General features: G+C 38.6%; 16 protein-coding genes and 1 pseudogene. 5 read left to right on the top strand and 12 right to left on the bottom strand.

Annotation, left to right across the window (positions count from 1 at the left end):
* From ACOQO5_RS04965 to guaB, 7 genes and pseudogenes are all read right to left on the bottom strand, one after another.
* A pseudogene (locus ACOQO5_RS04965) lies at positions 1–319 on the bottom strand (hypothetical protein); the annotation flags it as partial.
* Positions 316–735, bottom strand: a complete 420-nt coding sequence (locus ACOQO5_RS04960) for an ATP-binding protein (RefSeq protein ID WP_318169876.1) — start codon at positions 733–735, stop codon at positions 316–318. The pseudogene ACOQO5_RS04965 and the gene ACOQO5_RS04960, both read right to left, overlap by 4 nt.
* A 1-nt stretch (position 736) precedes the next feature.
* Entirely contained in the window at positions 737–1,078 is a 342-nt protein-coding gene (locus ACOQO5_RS04955; RefSeq protein WP_420580581.1) for an STAS domain-containing protein, read from the bottom strand.
* A gap of 1 nt (position 1,079) precedes the next feature.
* Complete coding sequence (locus ACOQO5_RS04950) at positions 1,080–3,134, bottom strand: GAF domain-containing SpoIIE family protein phosphatase (RefSeq protein ID WP_420580580.1); 2,055 nt, start codon at positions 3,132–3,134, stop codon at positions 1,080–1,082.
* Positions 3,135–3,190: 56 nt separating this feature from the next.
* A complete protein-coding gene (locus ACOQO5_RS04945; RefSeq protein WP_420580579.1) occupies positions 3,191–3,490 on the bottom strand; it encodes a type II toxin-antitoxin system RelE/ParE family toxin in 300 nt (99 codons plus the stop codon).
* Positions 3,487–3,717, bottom strand: a complete 231-nt coding sequence (locus ACOQO5_RS04940; RefSeq protein WP_420580578.1) for an addiction module protein — start codon at positions 3,715–3,717, stop codon at positions 3,487–3,489. Before ACOQO5_RS04940 ends, ACOQO5_RS04945 begins: the two co-directional genes overlap by 4 nt.
* Before the next feature lie 105 nt (positions 3,718–3,822).
* On the bottom strand, positions 3,823–5,292 hold the full coding sequence (gene guaB, locus ACOQO5_RS04935; RefSeq protein WP_420580577.1) for an IMP dehydrogenase: 1,470 nt from the start codon (positions 5,290–5,292) through the stop codon (positions 3,823–3,825).
* 188 nt (positions 5,293–5,480) lie between these two features.
* On the opposite strand from guaB, the gene hemA reads away from it, so the two are divergent.
* A complete protein-coding gene (hemA, locus tag ACOQO5_RS04930; RefSeq protein WP_420580576.1) occupies positions 5,481–6,761 on the top strand; it encodes a glutamyl-tRNA reductase in 1,281 nt (426 codons plus the stop codon).
* Positions 6,758–8,965, top strand: a complete 2,208-nt coding sequence (locus ACOQO5_RS04925; protein WP_420580575.1) for a WG repeat-containing protein — start codon at positions 6,758–6,760, stop codon at positions 8,963–8,965. The genes hemA and ACOQO5_RS04925 overlap by 4 nt, the downstream gene beginning before the upstream one ends.
* Here the strand turns inward: ACOQO5_RS04925 and ACOQO5_RS04920 are convergent, their stop codons facing one another.
* From ACOQO5_RS04920 to ACOQO5_RS04900, 5 genes are all read right to left on the bottom strand, one after another.
* Complete coding sequence (locus tag ACOQO5_RS04920) at positions 8,966–10,234, bottom strand: M16 family metallopeptidase (RefSeq protein WP_420580574.1); 1,269 nt, start codon at positions 10,232–10,234, stop codon at positions 8,966–8,968.
* Positions 10,234–11,367, bottom strand: a complete 1,134-nt coding sequence (porV, locus tag ACOQO5_RS04915; protein ID WP_420580573.1) for a type IX secretion system outer membrane channel protein PorV — start codon at positions 11,365–11,367, stop codon at positions 10,234–10,236. The genes ACOQO5_RS04920 and porV overlap by 1 nt, the downstream gene beginning before the upstream one ends.
* A 118-nt stretch (positions 11,368–11,485) precedes the next feature.
* Positions 11,486–14,860 carry a type IX secretion system sortase PorU gene (gene porU / locus ACOQO5_RS04910; protein WP_420580572.1) on the bottom strand — a complete coding sequence of 1,125 codons (3,375 nt, stop codon included), beginning with the start codon at positions 14,858–14,860 and terminating at the stop codon, positions 11,486–11,488.
* A 38-nt stretch (positions 14,861–14,898) separates the two neighbouring features.
* The gene (locus ACOQO5_RS04905) at positions 14,899–15,591 is read right to left on the bottom strand and encodes a CDP-alcohol phosphatidyltransferase family protein (protein WP_420580571.1); all 693 of its coding nucleotides are present in this window, start codon (positions 15,589–15,591) and stop codon (positions 14,899–14,901) included.
* Positions 15,588–16,235: an MBL fold metallo-hydrolase gene (locus ACOQO5_RS04900; RefSeq protein ID WP_420580570.1), complete on the bottom strand. Its 648-nt coding sequence runs from the start codon at positions 16,233–16,235 to the stop codon at positions 15,588–15,590. The genes ACOQO5_RS04905 and ACOQO5_RS04900 overlap by 4 nt, the downstream gene beginning before the upstream one ends.
* Before the next feature lie 57 nt (positions 16,236–16,292).
* Between ACOQO5_RS04900 and ACOQO5_RS04895 the strand changes: the two genes are divergently transcribed.
* From ACOQO5_RS04895 to ACOQO5_RS04885, 3 genes are all read left to right on the top strand, one after another.
* Complete coding sequence (locus ACOQO5_RS04895) at positions 16,293–17,360, top strand: NAD(P)/FAD-dependent oxidoreductase (RefSeq protein ID WP_420580569.1); 1,068 nt, start codon at positions 16,293–16,295, stop codon at positions 17,358–17,360.
* A 4-nt stretch (positions 17,361–17,364) separates the two neighbouring features.
* Complete coding sequence (locus ACOQO5_RS04890) at positions 17,365–20,613, top strand: translocation protein TolB (protein WP_420580568.1); 3,249 nt, start codon at positions 17,365–17,367, stop codon at positions 20,611–20,613.
* Positions 20,614–20,681: 68 nt separating this feature from the next.
* Positions 20,682–21,545 (top strand): YicC/YloC family endoribonuclease, encoded by an 864-nt coding sequence (locus tag ACOQO5_RS04885; protein WP_420580567.1) that lies wholly within the window; start codon positions 20,682–20,684, stop codon positions 21,543–21,545.
* Positions 21,546–21,562: the final 17 nt, after the last annotated feature.

Genomic DNA, 21,562 nt, shown 5'->3' with positions numbered 1-21,562 from the left:
AGGGTTCGGCCAGCTGCTTTTTGTATGTTTCGAATTCTTGCTCGAATTCTGGGGTTTGATCCTGACCAAGAGTCACTGCCTCTTTTACTTTCAGTCTGAATTTTACATACAAGTCCAAATACTCATTGACCTTGATTTTAGCACTATCAGCTGAGGGCTCATTAGAATTTTTTAGGAAGTAATAGTCGAAAGATTTTAAATCATAAGTCTCATCTCCTAACTGAAAAAGTATTTTGCTCTCAGGGCTCGTTTGAGCGAAAGAAAAAGCAGTGAAAAAAGTAAGTATAAAAAGGAATAAAAATCGGGAGGGTTGGATCATTTGTCTTTGGTAAACTTTTTAATCATTCTGCAAATATTCTTATTTTCTTCATTTTTGAACTCTACGGTATCCATAATATTTTTTACGAGCATGATCCCCAAGCCACCTTTTTTGCGTTTGCGAATGATTTCTTCCAGGTTTGGTTCTTTGTAATTATTGTAATTGAAGCCGATACCGTAGTCGATAATTTCAAACAGGACGCCGTCTTTACCATGATCCTCAATGAATAACTCCAAACATTCAGAAGGATTGCATTTATTTGAATGAATAATCAGGTTGGCACATACTTCGTCAACCGCTAAGATTACCTTATGCGCATCTATCTCTGACAAACCAATATCAGTAAGCACCTCCGCCACAAAGTGCCGGATTTCTTTGAGTCGCTCTCTCTTACAATTGGTTTTAAATTGATGCATTTTATTTAATGGCCTTCAAAGCCTCTTCTTTATCTTTTTTGATATCAATTAACTGGTTAAGCCCCAAGATTTCAAACACTTCATTCACTTTAGGATCCATACCATAGATCACAAACTGAATACCCTCATTCTCTAAGTCCTGAATGATAGACATGAATACGCCCAAACCGGCTGACGAGATATATTCCAAGTCTGCCAGGTCCACGATAATCTTCTTACTGGACGCCATAGCATTTTTCAAACCTTCTTCTAAATGAATAGAAGACGAAGCGTCCACCTCACCTCCAATAGAAAGCTGGTAGTAAGCTGGATCGTCATTGATGTGATTATCTATTTTTATCATTCTAGTTAAATTTCACAATTAATAGGGTATAGTCATCATTCAATGATTCCTTACCACAAAACTCATATAGATCGTTGATTATGCCTTCCTGAATGGCACTAGGTGATTGGTCGGCGTGCTTGGTCAAAGCACTTTGTAGTCGATCGAAGCCAAACTGCTCCTTTTTTTCGTTGCAGGCCTCCGTAATTCCGTCGGTATACAATACCAGAACGTCCTTGGTCTGATATACAAACTCATTTACCTGTACGTATTTATGGAAATTGAAGTTTCTCAAAATCCCTAAACCCAATCCTCTATTTTTAAAATATTCTGTTTTACTAGTTTCTGCGCTATAATAAAGCGATGGACAATGTCCTGCTCGAGCAAAATGTACCTTTTTCTTTTTGCTATCAATTACGAAAAATGAAACCGTAATGAATGACGTGCTCTCCAGACATCTACTCAACGCATTATTGGCGTGTACTAAAAATTCCTTGGGATCAAGATCTAACTGCACCAAACTCTGAAAGACACCTTTCATTTGTGCCATATGAAAAGCAGCAGAGGTTCCTTTTCCGGAAACATCTCCAATAATCAGCGCGGTACGCTCTTCGTCTAGCTGATACACATCGTAGTAATCACCACCGACTTCATCCGCGGCCTGAGAATAGGCATGAATATCATAAGCCTGACAAGGCTCGAGTCGCTCAGGGAGTAATTTGTTTTGCACACGATTAGCGATCTTAAGCTCCTCCTTGTAACGTTCATTGACGATAGCATCATTGAGCAGACGAAAGTTTTCTACAGAAATACTCGCCTGATTCACGAAAGTGTCGATGATATCAATCATCTCTCTATTGAACCCATCGTTTACTTCCTTGAGTAAAGCGAGTACACCAATTTTTTCGCCTTTTACTGTAACCGGAAATTGAAGAATAGATCGAAAATTAACGTTCTTAAGATTCGCAGAAATTTTCAATGACTTTGGATTTCTGTCAAAGTCTGAATTCAATATTTTTTTGAAGCGACTATTATTTACTGCTTTGGTAATTACTGGAATTAATTCCTTGTCCAGATTGTGCGTTAGCGTGACCTCTACATTTTTTGTCGGATCAGAAATTTGCAACCAAGCCGCTTCAGAGTATACTGCACTGACGGAACTATCCAATAGGATTTCATATACCTTTTCTTCACTCTCTCCAGCTGGGATTGACTGACTCAGTCTTTGGAAATTGACCGCCTCTTCCAGCTTCTTTTCGAATACGGAAGTAGTAGGAAGGTTAAATAGAATTACCAATAAGGCGATCACACAATAAACGACAATAAAGGTGATCAGTGCCAAAATAAATACGCTGTCCAGGAGATCTCGAACCAGCTGCACTTTCTCTGAAAAGAACATCAAGGTCTTGAAGAAATACCAGATGTAAATAATCACCAGCAAAACGAACAAAATGCTACGCCACTTCTGCTTGAAGTTTAGATAGGCGATCCATTTTAGATTGAAAGAAAGGTATAATCCAATCAGTACCAATATTCCATAAACTGCAAGGAAAGCCGGATCTTGATAATCGTGAGAAAACAAATCGAATATCAACGTACCCAACAAGGCATATTCATAAAGCTGCCAGGTAGCTAGCAATGTTTTAGATTTTTGGTAAAGAATCAATCTCTTCCAGACGATAAAAGTGGAAACCAGAAAGGCAATCACCAACCCAATATTGACATGGTAGAGGAAATTGATAATTAGGGTATTACTCCCAACCTTGCTTGAAGCGAAAATGGTGAAGAAAAATTCTATACAAAGCGTAACCACCGTGGCAATGAGGCCGGATACAAATACACGCCAGAGCAAATCCACAAAATTGACACTTTCGGCCTGTCCAATGTTGAATCTATAGAATAGGATCAACGAGATGATAAACATGGTTAACATCGCATTGGACACAAAAGGAGGGAATCCAAAAGCAATACCGTTGAGCTCACTGAATAGCGCCATCAGGTCCACTATAGTAAATAGCGACCAGAATATAATCCCGAGGATTACGCTTAATCTAATTATGCCTTTTTGTGAAATCATTCAATGAGTTGATAACCGAGGCAATTTAGTAAAAGTTGGGGAATGGGAGACCATAGTTATTTGGTGCGACCCTTCCATATCTTAGGGTTTCGAGAAGTACTCAATACAGCATGAATATATATGAAATTCTTTTCTAGGGTATAATGAATGGCATATGGAAATCTTTTCACTAACGTTAACCTAGATCCTTTATACCTTTTTTGATAGGCCTTTGGATTTGTGTTCAGAAGTTGAATTTTAGTATCAACAGCTTCCAAAAAAGCTAATCCCAATCCAGACTTTTTAGATTCATACCAATTGGCTATTTCTTTCAAATCCACTTCCGCAAGTGGTTTGATCACCAACTTGTACTTCATAATTGATCAACTATTCTAGACTTTGTTTCTTCCCAAGATGACCCCGACACAGGATTTGATTCATGATTTTCCAACCGTTCATCAAGGATCCTTTTATGTTCATCTGAAAATTCAAAATGATCCTCAGTCAAATCCGCCTGAAACAAACCATAAATCATTTGCAAAACACGGTCATCTGCCTGATCGACATACTTATGAATTTCATCTCTTAATTCTGCACCACTCATACCTATCGGCTTTTATCAAAGTTAACGAATAGATTGTTTTCCGCAATAAAAAAACCCCAGCCTCTATCAGAAACTGGGGTTTAAAATATCTAAAACTACAATTCCTTACCTACTATAATTTGGCGCCTCTCTTGTAATCTGAATATCGTGTGGGTGGGACTCTGCCATACCTGCGCCTGTTACTTTAACGAACTTAGCTTTCTTCAAGTCTTCTACAGTTCCTGCACCACAGTAGCCCATGCCGGCTTTCAATCCTCCTGTCATTTGGTACAGCACTTCAGATACCTTGCCTTTGTATGGCACTCTTCCTACAATACCTTCTGGTACTAATTTCTTCACATCATCTTCAGCATCCTGGAAGTAGCGGTCTTTCGAACCATCCTCCATGGCTTCAACAGAACCCATGCCTCGGTAAGTCTTGAACTTTCGTCCTTCATAAATTATTACTTGGCCAGGTGCTTCCTCCGTTCCTCCAAGTAGTGAGCCAATCATGATACAGTTGGCTCCTGCGACTAATGCTTTCACAAAATCCCCAGAAAAACGAATACCCCCATCAGCAATAATTGGGATATTTCTACCTTCTACGGCCTTAGCTGCTTCGTATACAGCAGATAGCTGCGGTACACCTACACCTGCAATAATTCTAGTGGTACAAATACTTCCAGGTCCTACGCCTACTTTGATCGCATCGGCACCTGCATCTGCCAAGGCCGTAGCCGCCTCCGCTGTGGCAATATTACCTACAATCACATCCAAATCTGGATATGCCTCCTTTATCGTTTTGCAAGTATCAATTACTCCTTTTGAATGACCATGTGCTGTATCGATAGACACCACATCTACACCCGCTTCGATCAGTTTTTGAATTCTGTCTTTGATATCTGGCGTTACACCAACTGCTGCACCTACTCTCAATCTTCCAAATTCGTCCTTACATGCATTCGGTTTATCCTTATTCTTTAGGATATCCTTATATGTGATGAGTCCGGTCATTTTGCCTGCATCATTTACGATCGGCAGTTTTTCAATTTTGTACTCTTGCAGGATTTCTTCAGCACCTTCCAACCCAATACCATCTTTGGCGGTAATAAGATTGTCCTTGGTCATGATCTCTTTGATCAACTGCTTTTTGTTCTTTTGGAACCTTAGGTCGCGGTTTGTAATGATACCAACCAAAGTCTTGTCCTTGTCGATGACAGGAATACCACCAATCTTATGCTCCTTCATTGCTGCTAATGCATCGCCAACAGTGGCGTCGCCATGAAGAGTCACCGGATCGAGAATCATACCACTCTGTGATCTTTTCACCTTACGAACCTGAGCGGCTTGCTGTTCGATGGTCATATTTTTATGGATGAACCCAATTCCTCCCTCCAATGCCATGGCAATAGCCAAGTCATATTCTGTCACTGTATCCATTGCTGCGGACACTAATGGAATATTTAATTTGATGTTTTTAGTGAGATAGGTACTCGTATCTGTATCTCTGGGTAAAACTTCTGAATAACCTGGGAGTAGTAAGACGTCGTCGTAGGTGAGCGCCTCAAAAACCAATTTAGAACTGTCGAAATGCATGTGCAAATAAGTGTTTTTATTTGCCGTGCAAAACTAGGGTCAAAAATGTTATGAATACGCATGAACCCTCAGATAATTTTTTAGATGGTGGCGATTATTTATACAGATTCTAAATAACAGCCGACATGATTCTTGTCATATAAATTATTTCTTTTTGGGTTAATTTTGCCTGTTCGAATAGTAAGTGTATGCATAATCAATTCAAGGCGGTCAGTTTATCTTACAAAAACACGCCAGTTGACGTACGGGAAATGGTGGCATTCGATGAAGCGCAAAGCAAGCAGTTTCTCGAATTGATTGAGGATTATTCAGAGATTTCTGAAGCCTTGATTGTTTCTACTTGCAATAGAACTGAAGTTTATTACTCCTCACCATCAGACCATTATGAAACCATCATCAAATTAATTGGTGTGGTGAAAGGAATGTCGAACATTTCTGATTTCAAAAAGTCTTTCACGAATCTTAACGAACACAATCAAGCCGTTCAACATTTGTTTAATGTTTCCATAGGGTTGGAAGCTCAGGTAGTGGGAGACTTGCAAATCATCAACCAAATCAAGTCCGCTTATCAAATTGCGGCTGATCAAAATATCATTGGGCCGTTCCTTCACAGACTGCTTCATACCATATTTTTTACGAACAAACGAGTTGTTCAAGAAACTGCTTTCAGAGATGGCGCGGCATCTTTGTCTTATGCTACAGTAGAGTTGATTAATGAATTGACTATTGCTCATGAAAAGCCAAATATTCTAGTATTAGGACTTGGTGAAATCGGTGAAGATGTCGTTCGAAATTTAGAGCACATTACGGAGAAAGAGGTAGTGATCTGCAATAGAAGTATTGAAAAAGCCAATGCCTTGGCAGAGGAGTTTGACTTTACTGTGATACCATTTGAAAATCACAGACAAGCTATTTTAGATGCGGATGTAATCATCTCATCAGTGCGTGTAGAAACCCCTCTAATTACAAAAGAAACCTTTGGAGATCACAAAATCTTAAGTCATAAATATCTTTTTGATCTATCAATGCCTCGGAGTATTGATCAGCATATCGAAGAGGTAAATGGCCTACTTCTCTACAACATAGATGGGATTCAGGCAAAAGCTACCGAAGCCTTAGAAAGAAGGCTGGCAGCTATTCCTGACGTACAAGCAATTATTGCAGAAGCGATTGATGAGTTTGGCAACTGGTCGAAGGAAATGGAAGTATCTCCTGTGATCAATAAATTGAAGAATGCGCTTGAAGATATTCGTCAGACTGAAATAGCTCGATACGTCAAAAAGGCGAATGATGCAGAAGCTGAATTACTGGATAAGGCTACAAAAAACATGATGCAGAAGATTATCAAATTGCCAGTATTGCAATTAAAAGCAGCTTGTAAGAGAGGGGAAGCAGATTCACTTATTGAGGTCCTCAACGATCTATTCAACCTTGAAGAGCAGTCGGAGAAAATCAAATCCAAGGGGTGAGTGTAAAAAAGTATCCCCCCTATTTATTCACCTTCCTTTTTTCGATAATCCTACAACTTTCAGCAGAGATTGTACGCTGTCAGTCTTCTATTGATTTTTATATAGAGGGAGAGAACATCGGTCTAAAAGATCTCAGTGGCGAAATTCTAATTCCAGCCAAATACAAACAGCTTGGTTGGAGCAAAGGGTTAAACGTTCCGGTGAATGAAGTTATTGGTTATCAGAAAGAGCACTGGGGGCTTATCACTATTAAGAACAAAGTGGTCACAAGCCCCAGATATTACTCCTTAGAAGCTTTTCATCGAAACCTAATTATTGCTTCTTTAAAAGGTAAGTTTTCGAATGAGCTATTCTATGGTGTCATAAATTCTAAGGGAGAAGTCGTTGTAGATTTTAAATATCATTCGATTAAACCTCTTCATGACCTATTGATAGTGTCCGAAAGAATAAAAGGACAATCCAAGTATGGTTTGTTGTCTCAACAAGGCAAAAAATTACTTTCCACAGACTTCGCACATATTACCTATTTTAAAGATGACCTCTTTGTATTCACCAATACGAAAAAACAAAAAGGAATTATTCATAAATCTGGCTTGATCAAAATAGAAGCCCAATTGGATAGTATAGCTCCTACTACTGGCAACTTCTCCTTGATGATCAAGGGAGGGAAAATTGGAGCGTTCGACTCAACAGGAGCAGTGCTACACCAACCATTATATAAAAGTATATCCTCACTCAGTACAACAGAACAATTCAACCGCTATCAGATTTTTAATACAAATCACAATTTGCTCAAAGACTTTTATTGTGATTCTATATTTGAAATATCCTCCGATCTAATAGCTGTAAGCCGCAATGGCTTTGTTGAAATTTTAAATTCTAATTATGAAACTGTCTACCGTGGACAATCGCTGAAAAAACTCTCAGCATTTCGTAAAAATGTAATTGTTAAAAATGGTGCGTATCGCATCATTAAGTACAATGGGGAGCCGGTCAATGAAAGTGGGTTTGATACATTAATTTTTGACGCCAATTACATTTATGCAGCTAATGGGGACGGGTGGAGCATATTCAACAAGTTTGGATCCAACCTATCAACTTTACATCTCGATAGCCTTTTGGCCGGTAGTAATAATTTAATCCCAATAAAAAGAAGTGACTACTGGGGGTATATCGATCACTCTGGCAAAATAGCCATTTCCCCAAAATTTGATCAGGCTGGTTTGTTTATAGGCAATATTGCGCCAGTGAATTATTTGGGATCCAGGCGGATAATAAATCAATTTGGGGAGTTTATTGGTGAGTACGAATATGATCATGTGAGCATTCAAGATTCAAACACTGCTTTAGTCACCAAACATGGCCGAACCGATCTGATAAACTATCGAGGAAAAGTACTTTTTCAAACTTATAATCATTTGGTTCCTAATCATTTTGGATATTTAGAATCAACAGCTGAGGGCCAGGTTGGACTAATCTCTCCTCTTGGGGAAGTTCTACTTTACCCAGAGTATGACAGCATCTCTGAACCGAAAAGTGGGAGATACGCTGTAGTTCACCAAGGAAACAAAGTTGGACTCATCAATTCTAAAGGGTTTTGGATCATCCCTTTTTCTAACGAGATTCAAGAAATTTGTCATGAGGGGGAGGGATTCATAAGTATTAAAAAAAATGGACAATATGGTTTTGTTGATTTCGGTCAGCGCCTACTCATTGCCAATAGATACGAAAAAACCAAGCCATTCACTTCTGGCTTGGCTGCTGTCTCACTCAACAACAAATGGGGATTTATCAATAAGAAAGAACAGTTGATCATTCAGCCCAATTACGATAAAGTGACACCATTCAAAAATGGTATGTCCTTAGTGAATAAAGAAGGCAAAATTGGAGCCATCGATAAGTCTGGTAAAGAAAAAATCAAGATTGAATTTGACTCCATCAAAACAACAACTCATGATTTTCTCCTCTGCAGTAAGAATGGAAAACTAGGACTATTCAACCAATTCGGTGAACTTTTGCTTCAACCCTCATATACTGATATTCGACCCACGATGGATGACCATTTCATTGTCGAGCGACGAGGGTTGAATGGACTCATAGATGCTTCTGGCAGGTACAGCATCCCTTTGAAATACTACAGCATTGTTGAAATATCAAATGGAAGATATATCTGCTTGAAAAATGGAAATGAAGAATTGGAATAATTACTGATTCAGGCCTACAATGGCTGTAAATGCATCTTTTGGATTGAAATATTTTTCCGTAGCTTCCCGTATTGTGTCTTGATTCGCTTTTCTCAACGCTTCAAAATACTGTTCATAATAAGTAGCATCCAAATTAGCCTCTTCTATTTTTTTAAATTTACCCATAAGCTGGAATGGTGTTCCCAAAGAGGCTAAAAATGATCCTGCCAAATAGTTAGTTAGTGTGGCTATTTCGGCCTCAGGAATTGGCTCATGAAGAAGTTTGTCTATTTCGCCCTTAATTTCTATAAAAGTATCTTTTGTGTGAGCGGCTACAACATCTCCAGCAATCATTCCAAATGAGCTCTGCTTGAGATGAACCGGATATGCATGAATTCCATAAGTATAGCCTTTCTCTTCTCTGATATTTTTCATCAATCTCGACCCAAAATAACCCCCCAATAAGCTATTTGCAATTTGGTAATTGAAGTAGCCCTCATCCTGCTGGTTAGGAATCAACCAAGCTATTCTAACAGAAGATTGCATACTGCCTGGTTTTTCCACATATATATCTCGAGAAGGAGACTCAAAATCGACTCCCTTTTTTGCCGGAGGCAATGAGTTAGGAAATGAAATATTCTTTTCTACCACACTTACCAGCTGGTCATTCACTTTTCCTGAAAGATAAATTTTAGGATTATGAAACAGTCTATCTGAATAGTACTTTTTCAAATCACTTAATTGAACTGCATCAATATCGGCTACGCTCAACGCCTGTCCATAACTAAATTCTGAACCGTATATGGCTTCTCTCAATTTTTTGGAGGCAAACAAATTGCTCTTGTTATCATTCAGCGCAATCTGATCTTTCCGGTTTGATTTCAGAATTTCAAACTCGCGTTCTGGGAAAACGGACTCATTAATGATCTCATTGAGCAATGTGATGACTTGACCAAAGTTTCTTTCCAAACCATAAACTGCAATAGAAACATCGTCAAATCCCGGGTTGATTTCAAGAAACGCACCTAGTTTTTCAAACCCTTCTGTAATCTGACGAGCCGTTTTTATATTAGTTCCCTCTACTAACATTTTAGCTGTCAGCCAGGAGGTGGCTTTTTTGGTTTCAAACCAAATGCCCGACTCGAACACTATCTCGATTTTAACTACTGGTTGATCACCAGCATTCAGCCAAATCAATGGTGCTCCTGATTTCAGCTTTTGTCGGTTGACATCAGGTAATCCACCAAAGCTTATTTCTCCTGCTGAAGGTGCAACTTTCCTATCTAGCATTAATTCAAAGTAGAATCTTGAACTTCTGCTTTTTCGAAGTTGAATAGCAAAGAAAACCTTACTGTCTCAGCCAACGGATGATTATTATCTCCAGGTACCAAATAAGAGAAGTCTATGCCAAATTTTTGATATCTGAAACCAAGGCCTAAAGTGAGATATTGCCTGCCTCCTTTGTCCTTATGCTCATAAAAATATCCCAAGCGTGCTGCAAATAATTCTTTATACCAATACTCCATGCCTGTAGCTATCATGATTTCCTGCATTTCTTCAGAAAAACCATTGGGTGCATCGCTAAATGAACCAAACATTCCCGCTAATAGGTTTCTATTGGGGTCCTTTCCTTTGAATATGACTTGGTCACCATTATTGTCCAATATTGGCTCACCAGTATCTGGATCTACCGCATAAATTGGAGGGGTAGGAACCATCAGTTTGTTCAAGTCAAGTGCAAAAGTCAATGAATTATATGCATCCAAGCCCACCTTCAATGCAGTTCCAACTCTAAGGTTAATGGGGATAAAATCGGCTTGGCTTTCATTACTATAGGTCACTTTTTGTCCAATATTCGTTATGGCTGCACCAAAAGAAATCTCTGAATCCTTGCCACTGATTACGATTGGGTTTGTATAGTAGAATCCTAAATCCACAGCAAAACTTTTACCTGGTTTTGCCGCTCCTGATACACTGCCAATCAGATTAGACCAGATATATCTAGCGGACACTCCAATTCCGATTTTCTCTGTTAGTTTTCTTGAGTAGGTAGCATCAAAAGCCATTTCCCTTGGATTCTCTACACCTAATGCATTACCATTGTTATCAGTCAATTGGATCTCACCTAAATCGAAATATCTCATAGATACCCCAATGGTTTGAATTCTGTCAAGTTTATAATAACCAGATAGGTACGAAAGAGACATGTCTCCCACGATGTTTTTTAACCAGGGAGCGTAGGAAAGGGATACACCATAGTCTTTATCAATAAAAGCCAATTTTCCATTGTTCCAATGAACACTGTTGGCATCTGGGGATGTCGCTACTCCTGCATCCCCCATTCCAGAAGCTCTGGAATCTGGCGCAAAACTCACGAATGGAACTGCAGTTGTAATTACTCGAGATCCTTCTTGTCCTGCCAAATTATCCAAATTTATTTGACCAAACACAACTAGGCTAGGTAGTGAAAGGAAGGTGGTTATTAGAATCCTATTTATTGTTGTCGTTGTCATAGATTAAAAATTAACGTGCGCAAGATAGCTAATTCAAGATTACTATCCTCCTATACACTTCTCCAGTAGAATTATCTATCTGGCTTCGTACTTTAAGTTTATAAATATAAATCCCTTTTGTCACACCATTTGCTCCTGAACTATTCAAATTCCAGTCTAGCTGAAGTGTATTTTCAGAGACATTATCAAAACGATAATTTCTATTATATATTTCTTGGCCTCGCATATCAGTAATCGTTAGAAAAACCTGAAGATCTTCACCCAATCTATCATGACTAAATCGAATAGTAGTTTTATCAACAGTTGGCATTACCGGGTTTGGATAACTCAACACGTCCGACAACTGAATTCCATTTTCTTCTGTGATAAAAAATTCGATGGTTTGTCTGGTAGAATTGTTAAAGATATCTGAGGCCTCGATAGTTAATTCATGAAAGCCCGTTTCAAGGTTATCCATTGGGAAAGTAACCCAACCCTCTTGATAGGTGTCCAGTGACGCTTCATAGTATTCATTCATAACCATTGGCTCTAAGTCGTCGAGGTAGAGTATAAGTTCATTTCCAAAACCGGCATTGGATATATTTATTCCACTTTCGTCCGTCAGTTTCGCAAGCAACAATGGCGAAGGGCCAACTTGATCACCGGATTGAAAAGAACTATCATTTAGAAATAAACTAATCACTGGTGGAGATTGATCTGTATGATTAGTTTTTTCTGACCCCCCTACAATTACTTCTGAAAAAGCCCCGCTGGCATCAACCGTAGACAAATGATTGAGCGCATAAAAGCTGATTTTCCCTTTGTCGAACGAGTAATTTATATTTTTGGGGACAATGAATTCAATGTCAAACTGACCGTCTGTTACTGTTGCTCTTCCTTGAAAAAGTAAAACATCTCTGATTTCAAAAATCTCTTTAACAGACTCATCTCCTAAAGTTTGAAAGCTAGCTGGTTTATCAAACACAGTCATGGTGACCTCTCCGCTAAACTTCGGATCCACAACGCCATTTGACTGAACTTCTCCTGTAATTTGATATTTGCCGAAAGCCTTTAAAGAATCTAATTGATCTAGAGGTTTCCCATTGATTGTTTTTAAACTTATCGTTTGCTCCGGATAAACAATACGCAACATCGGATCACCGAGAAGGGCGTAATTTCTATTCCCCGCACCCACAAGGCTATTGTTTTTTGTTTCTCGCATAATATCTCCTAGCCTTTTGAAATTACCATTCTCCTTTTCCATGGCTGAAAAATAAAATGCTTCGTTGATCTGATAATTAGTATTAGAAAACACTGGCCGTGTAGCAGTGATCAATGCCACTGATCCCCCATAAGGAAGTAAAACCATTTTTTCTCCACCTGATACTCGATTGGGGTCATCATAATTACCAAACTGACAAGTGGCTGTAATAAATAATGACATCACGATATTATTACTCAAATCATTGATCATGAATTCGTTGAAAATATCCTCATGAGTCAATTGGCCTTCGTTTCCATGTCCTGTGAAATTAACAATCAGATTGCCTTGTGATATGGCTTTCAAAAATGCCTCTGATGCTTCTGGTGACTTGTTCTGCTCTTGATTATACGCATCTAGATAAAGTTTATTCACATTTAATTCCCTTCGAGTTGTATCAACATACTTAACCAACTTTTCTACATCTTGTTGGTGAATGTTGTTGTCTCCATCATCAGCAATAAAAGTGATTTTGTTTCTCCACTTCCCATATCCCAAACGATTAGTCTGATATCGAATTAATTTATTAACCACACTTTCGCCGTCCGCATTGGTTTGAATGGGAATACGCCCTATCCCTATTTCCATAGTATGATCACCAACAGACGTCTCGATCCACTCTCCCTCGTTAGCCTCCATAAATCCAAAATAATCATCAGAAGAATAACTCCACAGCTTGTGCAACGAGTTTCTAGACTCGTAAACGGGAACAAAATTAGTAGCGTTGATGCTCCTGTTTTTATAATCGAAGGAACAGTCTCCAAACATCAATACATACTTGAGTTGCCCATACTTTTCATATTGAAACCGGATAAAATCGCGTATCGCTGTTACATCCTGTGCGCCACTTGAAAATTCATTAAATATTTGATCTACAGTAACTACTTCAACCAATAAGCCATCATACATTAATCTGAAATCAGCCAGCCGTTGAGCTGAAGGCAAAAAGTTGTCATGGGTGATGATGATTCCATCCGCAGCAGGCAACCCATGTAAGTTTTGATTTTCCACTTCACCAATAAAGAAAGGGGCCTTTTCCTGACCAGGATTGAATGCTAAGAAATGATTCGTTTCGGCGGTGACTCCAAAAATCAAATCATTCGAAAGTGATTCTGGATTTATTTTCTTAATCTCCGTTGGATCAGTGATATCCCATATTTGATTGGATGTAGTTGCTCCAGAAATTCTAAAAGCCTGATCACTGGAGGATTTGTACCAGTTCAATACATCAGAAGACAAATCCAACTGTTTCTCAAAGCGCACATGTGCATAATCTACAAAGCCATCGCTTACCCCAGGTTCATTAAATTTCAATTGTAAGGTGAGATTATCCAATTGGCTTAGTGATGCACTGTTGATTCTCAATGTGTCCGTTTTTACATCAGCTTGTGTGACATATGTGCCAGTAGAAATCGGATCCATCGTAATGGAACCTAAATTTTGTCCATTCAGTGACAAATCAAATGAAGAAGCCTCAGCCGACCGAGACATCACGTTTGCAAAAACAGTGATTTCAGATCCACTCACTATGCCATCTGCAGAGTACAAAATGTCTTGTATTCGGTCTGCACTTGTAAATCGCTCGCCGAACCAATGACGGCCCGAACTGATAATTGTATTGGATTCTAATTCATGTATTTGTAAATAAGAATAGTTGGTGGTAACAGGAGACCCATTTGAAGGAAGACTGGTTTCTGTTACTCTTTTACCGTTGGCATCTTGGACAGTCAAAAAATAATAGGCTGTATCGCTGTAGACATTTCTTTCGAACTGAAAAGAATCTGTCGTTAAATCATAGCTCAGATGGTCAGAAGACTTTCCATAAAAAACAATGTAGTCCTCAACATCAAAACTGCCGTCAGATTCTCCAACTATTAGAATGCTATTTTCTGCAAGGTCATTTGGTCTGCTCTCAGCATTAGCCTGAGGCAACATGCCGTTATAAGAATTCCCATAAATAGCCAGTTTTCTTGGGTCTATACTGCCAGGCTCTAAGCCCATTTCTATAAGTAGGGAATGATCAATTTTATAGGGCCCGTCTTCTACAACAGCCAATTTGTACCAAGTACCATTAGCTAAAACAGAAGAGCTCTGCCCAAACACATCTACTGTGAGAGTAAATCCGCACAATACAACCCATATGATATGTAATATTTTTTTCAACCTGTTACTATCAACGTCACCAGCCAGTCCTTTGGTATCTATGCTTTCGGCGCAATCAGATGTGCAAATATTGAACCAACTATATACATGACAATAATTAATGGCACAGCCACTAACTGGAAAAAAATACCCATTACTAAACTTATGAACAGAAACACATATTTTGCTTCATTACCCTTCCAACCATACTTATCAAATTTGAAGGCCAGCATGGGGATGTCAACTACTAATAAAGCTGAAGTAGCGATAGAAATGCCCAATAAAATCATCCAGTTATTTACCACGTCATACCAAATACCCTCCGTGGCTAAATGAGCCAGTGAGATAACCAAAAATGCATTGGCAGGCGTAGGCAGCCCATAAAACCGATCAGATTGACGTTGATCATTATTGAATTTTGCCAATCGAAGTCCAGACATCACAGCAATTAGAATGGCAACATACTTCCAGGGCATATCGGGAGAACTGATTTGCAATAATTGATACATAACTAAAGACGGTACTACGCCAAACGAAACCATATCAGCTAAAGAATCCAAATCTTTACCGATGTTAGAAGTAGACTTTAATAAACGAGCAGAAAACCCATCGAAAAAATCGACTACCCCAGATAATAAAGTATAATAAATGACAGATTCTAGACGCCCTTCAAAAATCTCCACAATAGCGAAACAGCCGAAAGCTAAGTTAAGGCTTGTTAGTGCATTAGGGGTAAAGTTTCGAATACTCATTTAGACAAGGCACAAAATGGATTTGACACTTTTTCTTTTCCTACTGTAGTAGTGCTACCATGACCTGAATAAACAACCGTATCATTATCAAGTGCAAAAACTTTTTCGTGTATGCTTTTAATCAAGGTGTCAAAATCCCCTCCTGGCAAATCTGTTCGTCCAATACTTCCATCAAAAAGCACATCGCCCCCAATACAAATATTCTGTTCCTGATTAACCAGTATAACGTGACCGGGCGCATGACCAGGAGTGAAAAAAACATCTAAAGTAGAATTACCAAAATTCACTTGATCTCCTTCGTCAAAAAATTCTTCTGCCTCAGTATTCTCAAAATTCTGAAAGCCATAGGCGGGTGCATATACCTCTACAGACTTGAGCGTTGCTTCATCTTCTTTGTGAATAGTCAACGCAACTCCGTACTTTTTTTTCACAAAAGCATTACCAAAAACATGATCAATATGGCAGTGCGTATTGATGAGTTTGACCACTTTCAATTCATTGGACGAAATGAAATCAGCTAACTCCTCTTTTTCGGCCTGTTCATAGCAACCTGGGTCGATAACTATCGCTTCTTTGGTTTCGTCATACAACACGTAAGTGTTCTCCATGAAAGGATTGAAAACAAAATTCTGAATTTGAATCATATTTAATAGTAGTAAGTCCGCAATTTTGTCGGATTATTGCTCAATCGCAAATATAACATGTACGACTACTTAATCATTGGCCATGGGCTGGCAGGCGCCATACTTTCACAAAGATTGCTCAAAAAAGGGCAAAAAATCTTGGTTTTAGATCAACCGGATCAAAACCATTCTTCGGCAGTAGCTGCGGGCATTTTCAATCCTATTACAGGTAGAAAAATGTTTAAAACATGGAAGGCTGATCAGTTATTTCCTGAGTTAGTCAATTTTTATCCAAAATTAGAAGAGCACCTAGGTTCAAATTTTTTTCATGCCATTGGGGTCTATAGACCATACTTCGCCATAGATGATCAAAACGATTGGGAAGCAAAAAAATCAGATGAAAAGTTTAAAGCGTATATAGATAAAACTTCTACTTCAAACATTGATACCCACCAACTACACGACCCCTTTGGAGGCCTGTTTTTGAATCAGGCTGGTTATGTCAATATTGTTAAACTCCTTGATGCCAATAAAAAATATTTAATCGATAAGGGTAGTTATCAGGAAACAATGTTTTATGAACAGGATTTGAAGAGCCATTCGGATCACCTTTCTTTCGGTGATTTAAAATTCAAGAAAATAATATTCTGTAATGGCATTTTGGCTCATCAATCTGAATGGTTTCATTGGTTGCCTTTCCATCCAGTAAAGGGGGAAATAATGGACATAGAAATGGATCAAAGGCCAACGACAATTTATAATCGAGGGGTTTTTATTTTGCCATTTGAAAACCAAAGAATAAAAGTTGGTTCTACCTACAAACACCAATTCGACAACATGCAACCAACCGAAGCTGGACAAAATGAATTGAAAGAGAAATTGAGCGGATTGCTAAACGAAACATATCAAATAAAAGGAAGAAGAGCAGGGATAAGACCAGCCACAAAAGATCGCCGTCCATTCATTGGAAAACATCCAGATAATGAACATATTTATATCTTTAATGGTTTTGGTTCTAAGGGTGTTTCATTGATCCCTGAGTGTTCAAAACTATTCACAGCCCATTTGTTGGAAGGCGAGGCGTTGGATGCTGAAATGGATATAAGCCGTTACTATTCACATTATCCAACAAAACCCAAAAATTGATTGCATGCATTTGAAAGCATTACTTATTGGTATTCTTTTACTTTCTACTCTGACCGTTCAAGGTCAGGAGCATAGAAAAGTATTTGGCCAAAACAGAGTGCAATACAAAAGCTATGATTGGTACTATTATAGCACTGATGATTACGACATACACTATTATGCTCTTGGGGAAGAATATGCCAAATTGACGCTAGACTTCCTTGATGAAGAATATGAAAAACTCACAGACATGTTGGGTTATGCTCCGTTCTCAAAAACAAAAATTTTCCTCTACAACTCTCCGGTAGACCTTAAACAAAGCAATATTGGTGTAGATGGAGCCACTTTTACAATAGCTGGACAAACCAAATTTGTTAAACTTCAAGTAGAAATCGCATACCCTGGCAGCATTGTAGAATTCAAAAAAGAATTGAAATATCGGCTAACTAAAATGCTTCTAGATGACATGATGTTTGGAGGCAGTTTGGCCGAAATGTTTCAAAGCTCGTATCTACTCCACTTGCCCGAGTGGTTTATAGGAGGGGCTGCCAACTACGCAGCCTACGGTTGGAGTGTTGAGATGGACGATTATATGAGAGATTTTTTGACAAAAAGAAAAACCAAAAAACTAAATCGACTCGAAAATGTAAGGGCGCAAATGGTAGGGCAATCTGTCTGGAATTATATAGCTGTAAAGTACGGCCCAAGCAATATCTCCAACATTCTCAATCTCACACGAATAATCAGAAATCCCGAGCACAGCATAGCTAGTTCCTTGGGTATATCCTTCAAGCAATTCAAATATGAATGGGCTGAGTATTATAGAAACGCCAATGCAACTTTAGATGCTGCGTATGATTCACCAGAGAAAGAAAATAAACTCATAAACAATACGGGAAAGGTGGCCAAACTTACCAAAGTCCGCGTGAGCCCTGACGGAAAGTATCTGGCATATGTAAACAACTATCGCGGCAAGTATACGGTGAATGTGAGAAACCTAGAAAATGGAAGAGAAAAAACAGCATTACGAGGGGGATATCATGTAATCAATCAAGAAGTAACACTCGAATTACCTATTATTGAATGGATCACTGAGTCTAAACTAGGTATCATTCAAAATTGGTATGGCACTAATTATCTGGTATCATATGACGTGCCGACCAGGTCTAAACAACGAAAGTCTCTCCTTAGGTTTAATCAGATTCAAGGTATAGGGTTTAATGATAATGGTAAGCTGGCTGTGCTGAGTGCTGATATTCAAGGTCAGAATGATTTGTATTTGATCAGTATGAGAAGAAATGCCGTAAAGCGTTTGACTAGGGATAAATATGACGACCTGAACCCAAAATTCATTCCTGGAACTGACGCTATCGTGTTCAGCTCTAATCGAACGAGCGATACGCTCAACCTCGAACTTGATAATATCAATGATGCACCAAGTACTTTAAACTTGTTCGCTTATGATTTAGACACTACCACCAATGTGGTTCAAAGACTCACCAATACTTTAAGCAATGATTACTATCCCGTGCCAGTGGATCGAGAAAACATCTTTTATCTAAGCGATCAAAAAGGAATATATAACCTTTACAAATACAATTTTTCGAATGGCATTTATAATCAAGTCTCTAACTTCAGAGCCAGTTTGCAGGAATATGATATCAACAGACAAAATCATGATCTTGTCTTTCTGATGCTCAACAAAGGTAAATCTCGAATATATCTCCATGAAAATTATGACCTCAATCAGACTACATTTACTCCTCCTACTTTAAGAAATCAGATTGAACAAGTGGAGTTCATTAAAAAGAGGAGAGAGGAGCAAGACAAAGACGATCTTCCGACTGAAGATCTTGAAATGGGGGAAGGTTTGTTTAACATTTCCACTGAAAGTGAAGGGGTTGAGTCTATAGAAGTAGAGGAAGATGATGATGATGTCTTTATCGACACTGATGATTATCAATTTGAAGATGAACCTGAAGAGGACGAAGAAGATGGACAAGCTTTCTCCTTTCTTACTACCTACCAAAAAATGCAAAAGGAGCCGAGTATCACAGGTCCACATCCTTATGAAACAGCCTTCTCATCAAATAATGTCATCACCACATTCAAAATCGATCCAATCCGTGGCTTTGGAATACTCATGGAATACGAAATGAATGACATACTCGAGAACCATAAATTTTACGGTGGGTTTTTGGCCATCACAGACTTAAAAAGTGGTGACTTTTTTGCTGAATATCGATTCCTTAAATATACCATCGACTTAATGTTTCGATATGACAGAAACGTATATTTAAAAGAACAATTTGACTTCTCTGGTGCCGGTGACGAGATTATTCAAAAATATCAAAAAAACACATTCACTTTAGGTGCTTCTCTGCCGCTTTCTGTGGCGACTAGATTTGATATTCAGCCATTTGTTACACTTACAAGGTTTAATAATTTAAGCCCAGATGCGCTTCAAAGAAATTTCCCACCTCAGGAACCTTATGCATTGGAGTCTAAAAATACATTTGCAGGGTTCAAGGCTCATTGGGTATATGATAACACCTTGGCCAATGGCCTCAATTTGTATGAAGGAAGCCGAGCTAAAATTTCTTTTGAACACTATCAAGCGGTCTCAAACAATGACTTGACTTTTAGTAATTTTTCCATTGACCTTCGACGCTATCAAAAAATTTCTAGAGAATTAATCATTGCGGGGCGTGTGTACTTCGGTCGATCATTTGGAAATAATCCTAAAACCTACATGCTAGGCGGTATTGATAATTGGGTGTCTAATAAAAGCGAAAACACAGACCAAGTAGAATCACCGCTTTATTTTAGCAATGCAAAGGACAACACTGACATCCTATTTACTGAGTTTGTCAACCTTCGTGGATTCAACTACAACACTTTTAGTGGATCTAATGTATTAGCCATGAATGCTGAATTAAGGTTTCCGATCATTAAATATTTCTCTCGAGGCTCCATTAAATCAAATTTCTTAAGGAATTTCCAAGCCATTGGATTCTATGATCTTGGCTCTTCCTGGACTGGAAAATCCCCATTCAGTGATGATCACGAAGTAAATAGCAAAGTGGTAAGAAGAGAAGGCTCTCCCTTCGAAGCGGTTATCAGAACATCTGACAACCCTTGGCTGGCAAGTTATGGATTTGGAATCCGGACGGTACTATTAGGGTATTATGCTCGTTTCGATTTTGCTAAGCCTATTGCAGATTATGAAGTAGGAGATATGCAATTTTACCTCAGTTTAGGCTACGATTTCTAATAATTCCTATAGCCCATTCCATTTTTTATACTGGCCTTATTTAACGAATATTGCAGATGCTTAAATCTATGACAGGGTACGGACATGCGAAATTTGAAAATGATCAAATGAGCATTGATGTAGAAATAAAATCGTTGAATTCGAAATTTCTTGACATCTCCACCAAGTTGCCCAAGGAAGTAGCTGCTTTCGAAAATGAGATAAAAAAAATACTCACAGATAAAATCATTAGAGGAAAAGTCAATTTCAACATTGACATAGCATTGAAAAACGGTATTGGGAGTGCGGGTATATTGAATCAATCTTTATTTGAGCATTACAAAAAACAATTGCGCTCGGTAGTACCAGCTACTGAATTGTCGGAAAAAGATTTGATCAAAGAAGTACTTCGGCAGCCAGACATATTCGAATATTCTGACACATCCAATGATCTTGTAGACAAAGACCAACTCTTCACATTGATCCATCAGGCTCTTGTAGAATGTGAAAAATTTCGGTTGCAGGAGGGCCAAGCCGCTGAAGCAGCGTTAGGAACATTTGCAAAGAAAATAGACGAAAAACTAACACTTATCAAAGCTAAAGATCCGGAAAGGATTACGGCTATCAAAGATCGTATCAATGAAAGCTTATCTGAATTAGCGGCTTCTGATAAGTCGGACCCCAATCGTTTCGAACAAGAATTGATCTACTATATCGAGAAACTTGACATAGCTGAGGAGATTATTCGATTGCAAAACCATATATCCTACTTTCACGAAACATTGGCAGTAAAAGAATCACAGGGAAAAAAGCTCGGGTTCATTAGTCAGGAAATGGGCCGGGAGATCAACACGATAGGGTCCAAGGCGAACAATTCAGACATACAGAAGTTGGTGGTAGATATGAAGGATGAACTAGAAAAAATCAAAGAGCAAGTGCTGAATGTAGTTTAAGCCGATTTGTGCATTGG

The organism is Reichenbachiella sp., assembly GCF_965223055.1.
GTDB lineage: Bacteria > Bacteroidota > Bacteroidia > Cytophagales > Cyclobacteriaceae > Reichenbachiella.
The sequence above is the reverse complement of the archived record's forward strand: the minus strand, read 5'-3'. Positions and strand labels throughout refer to the sequence as shown.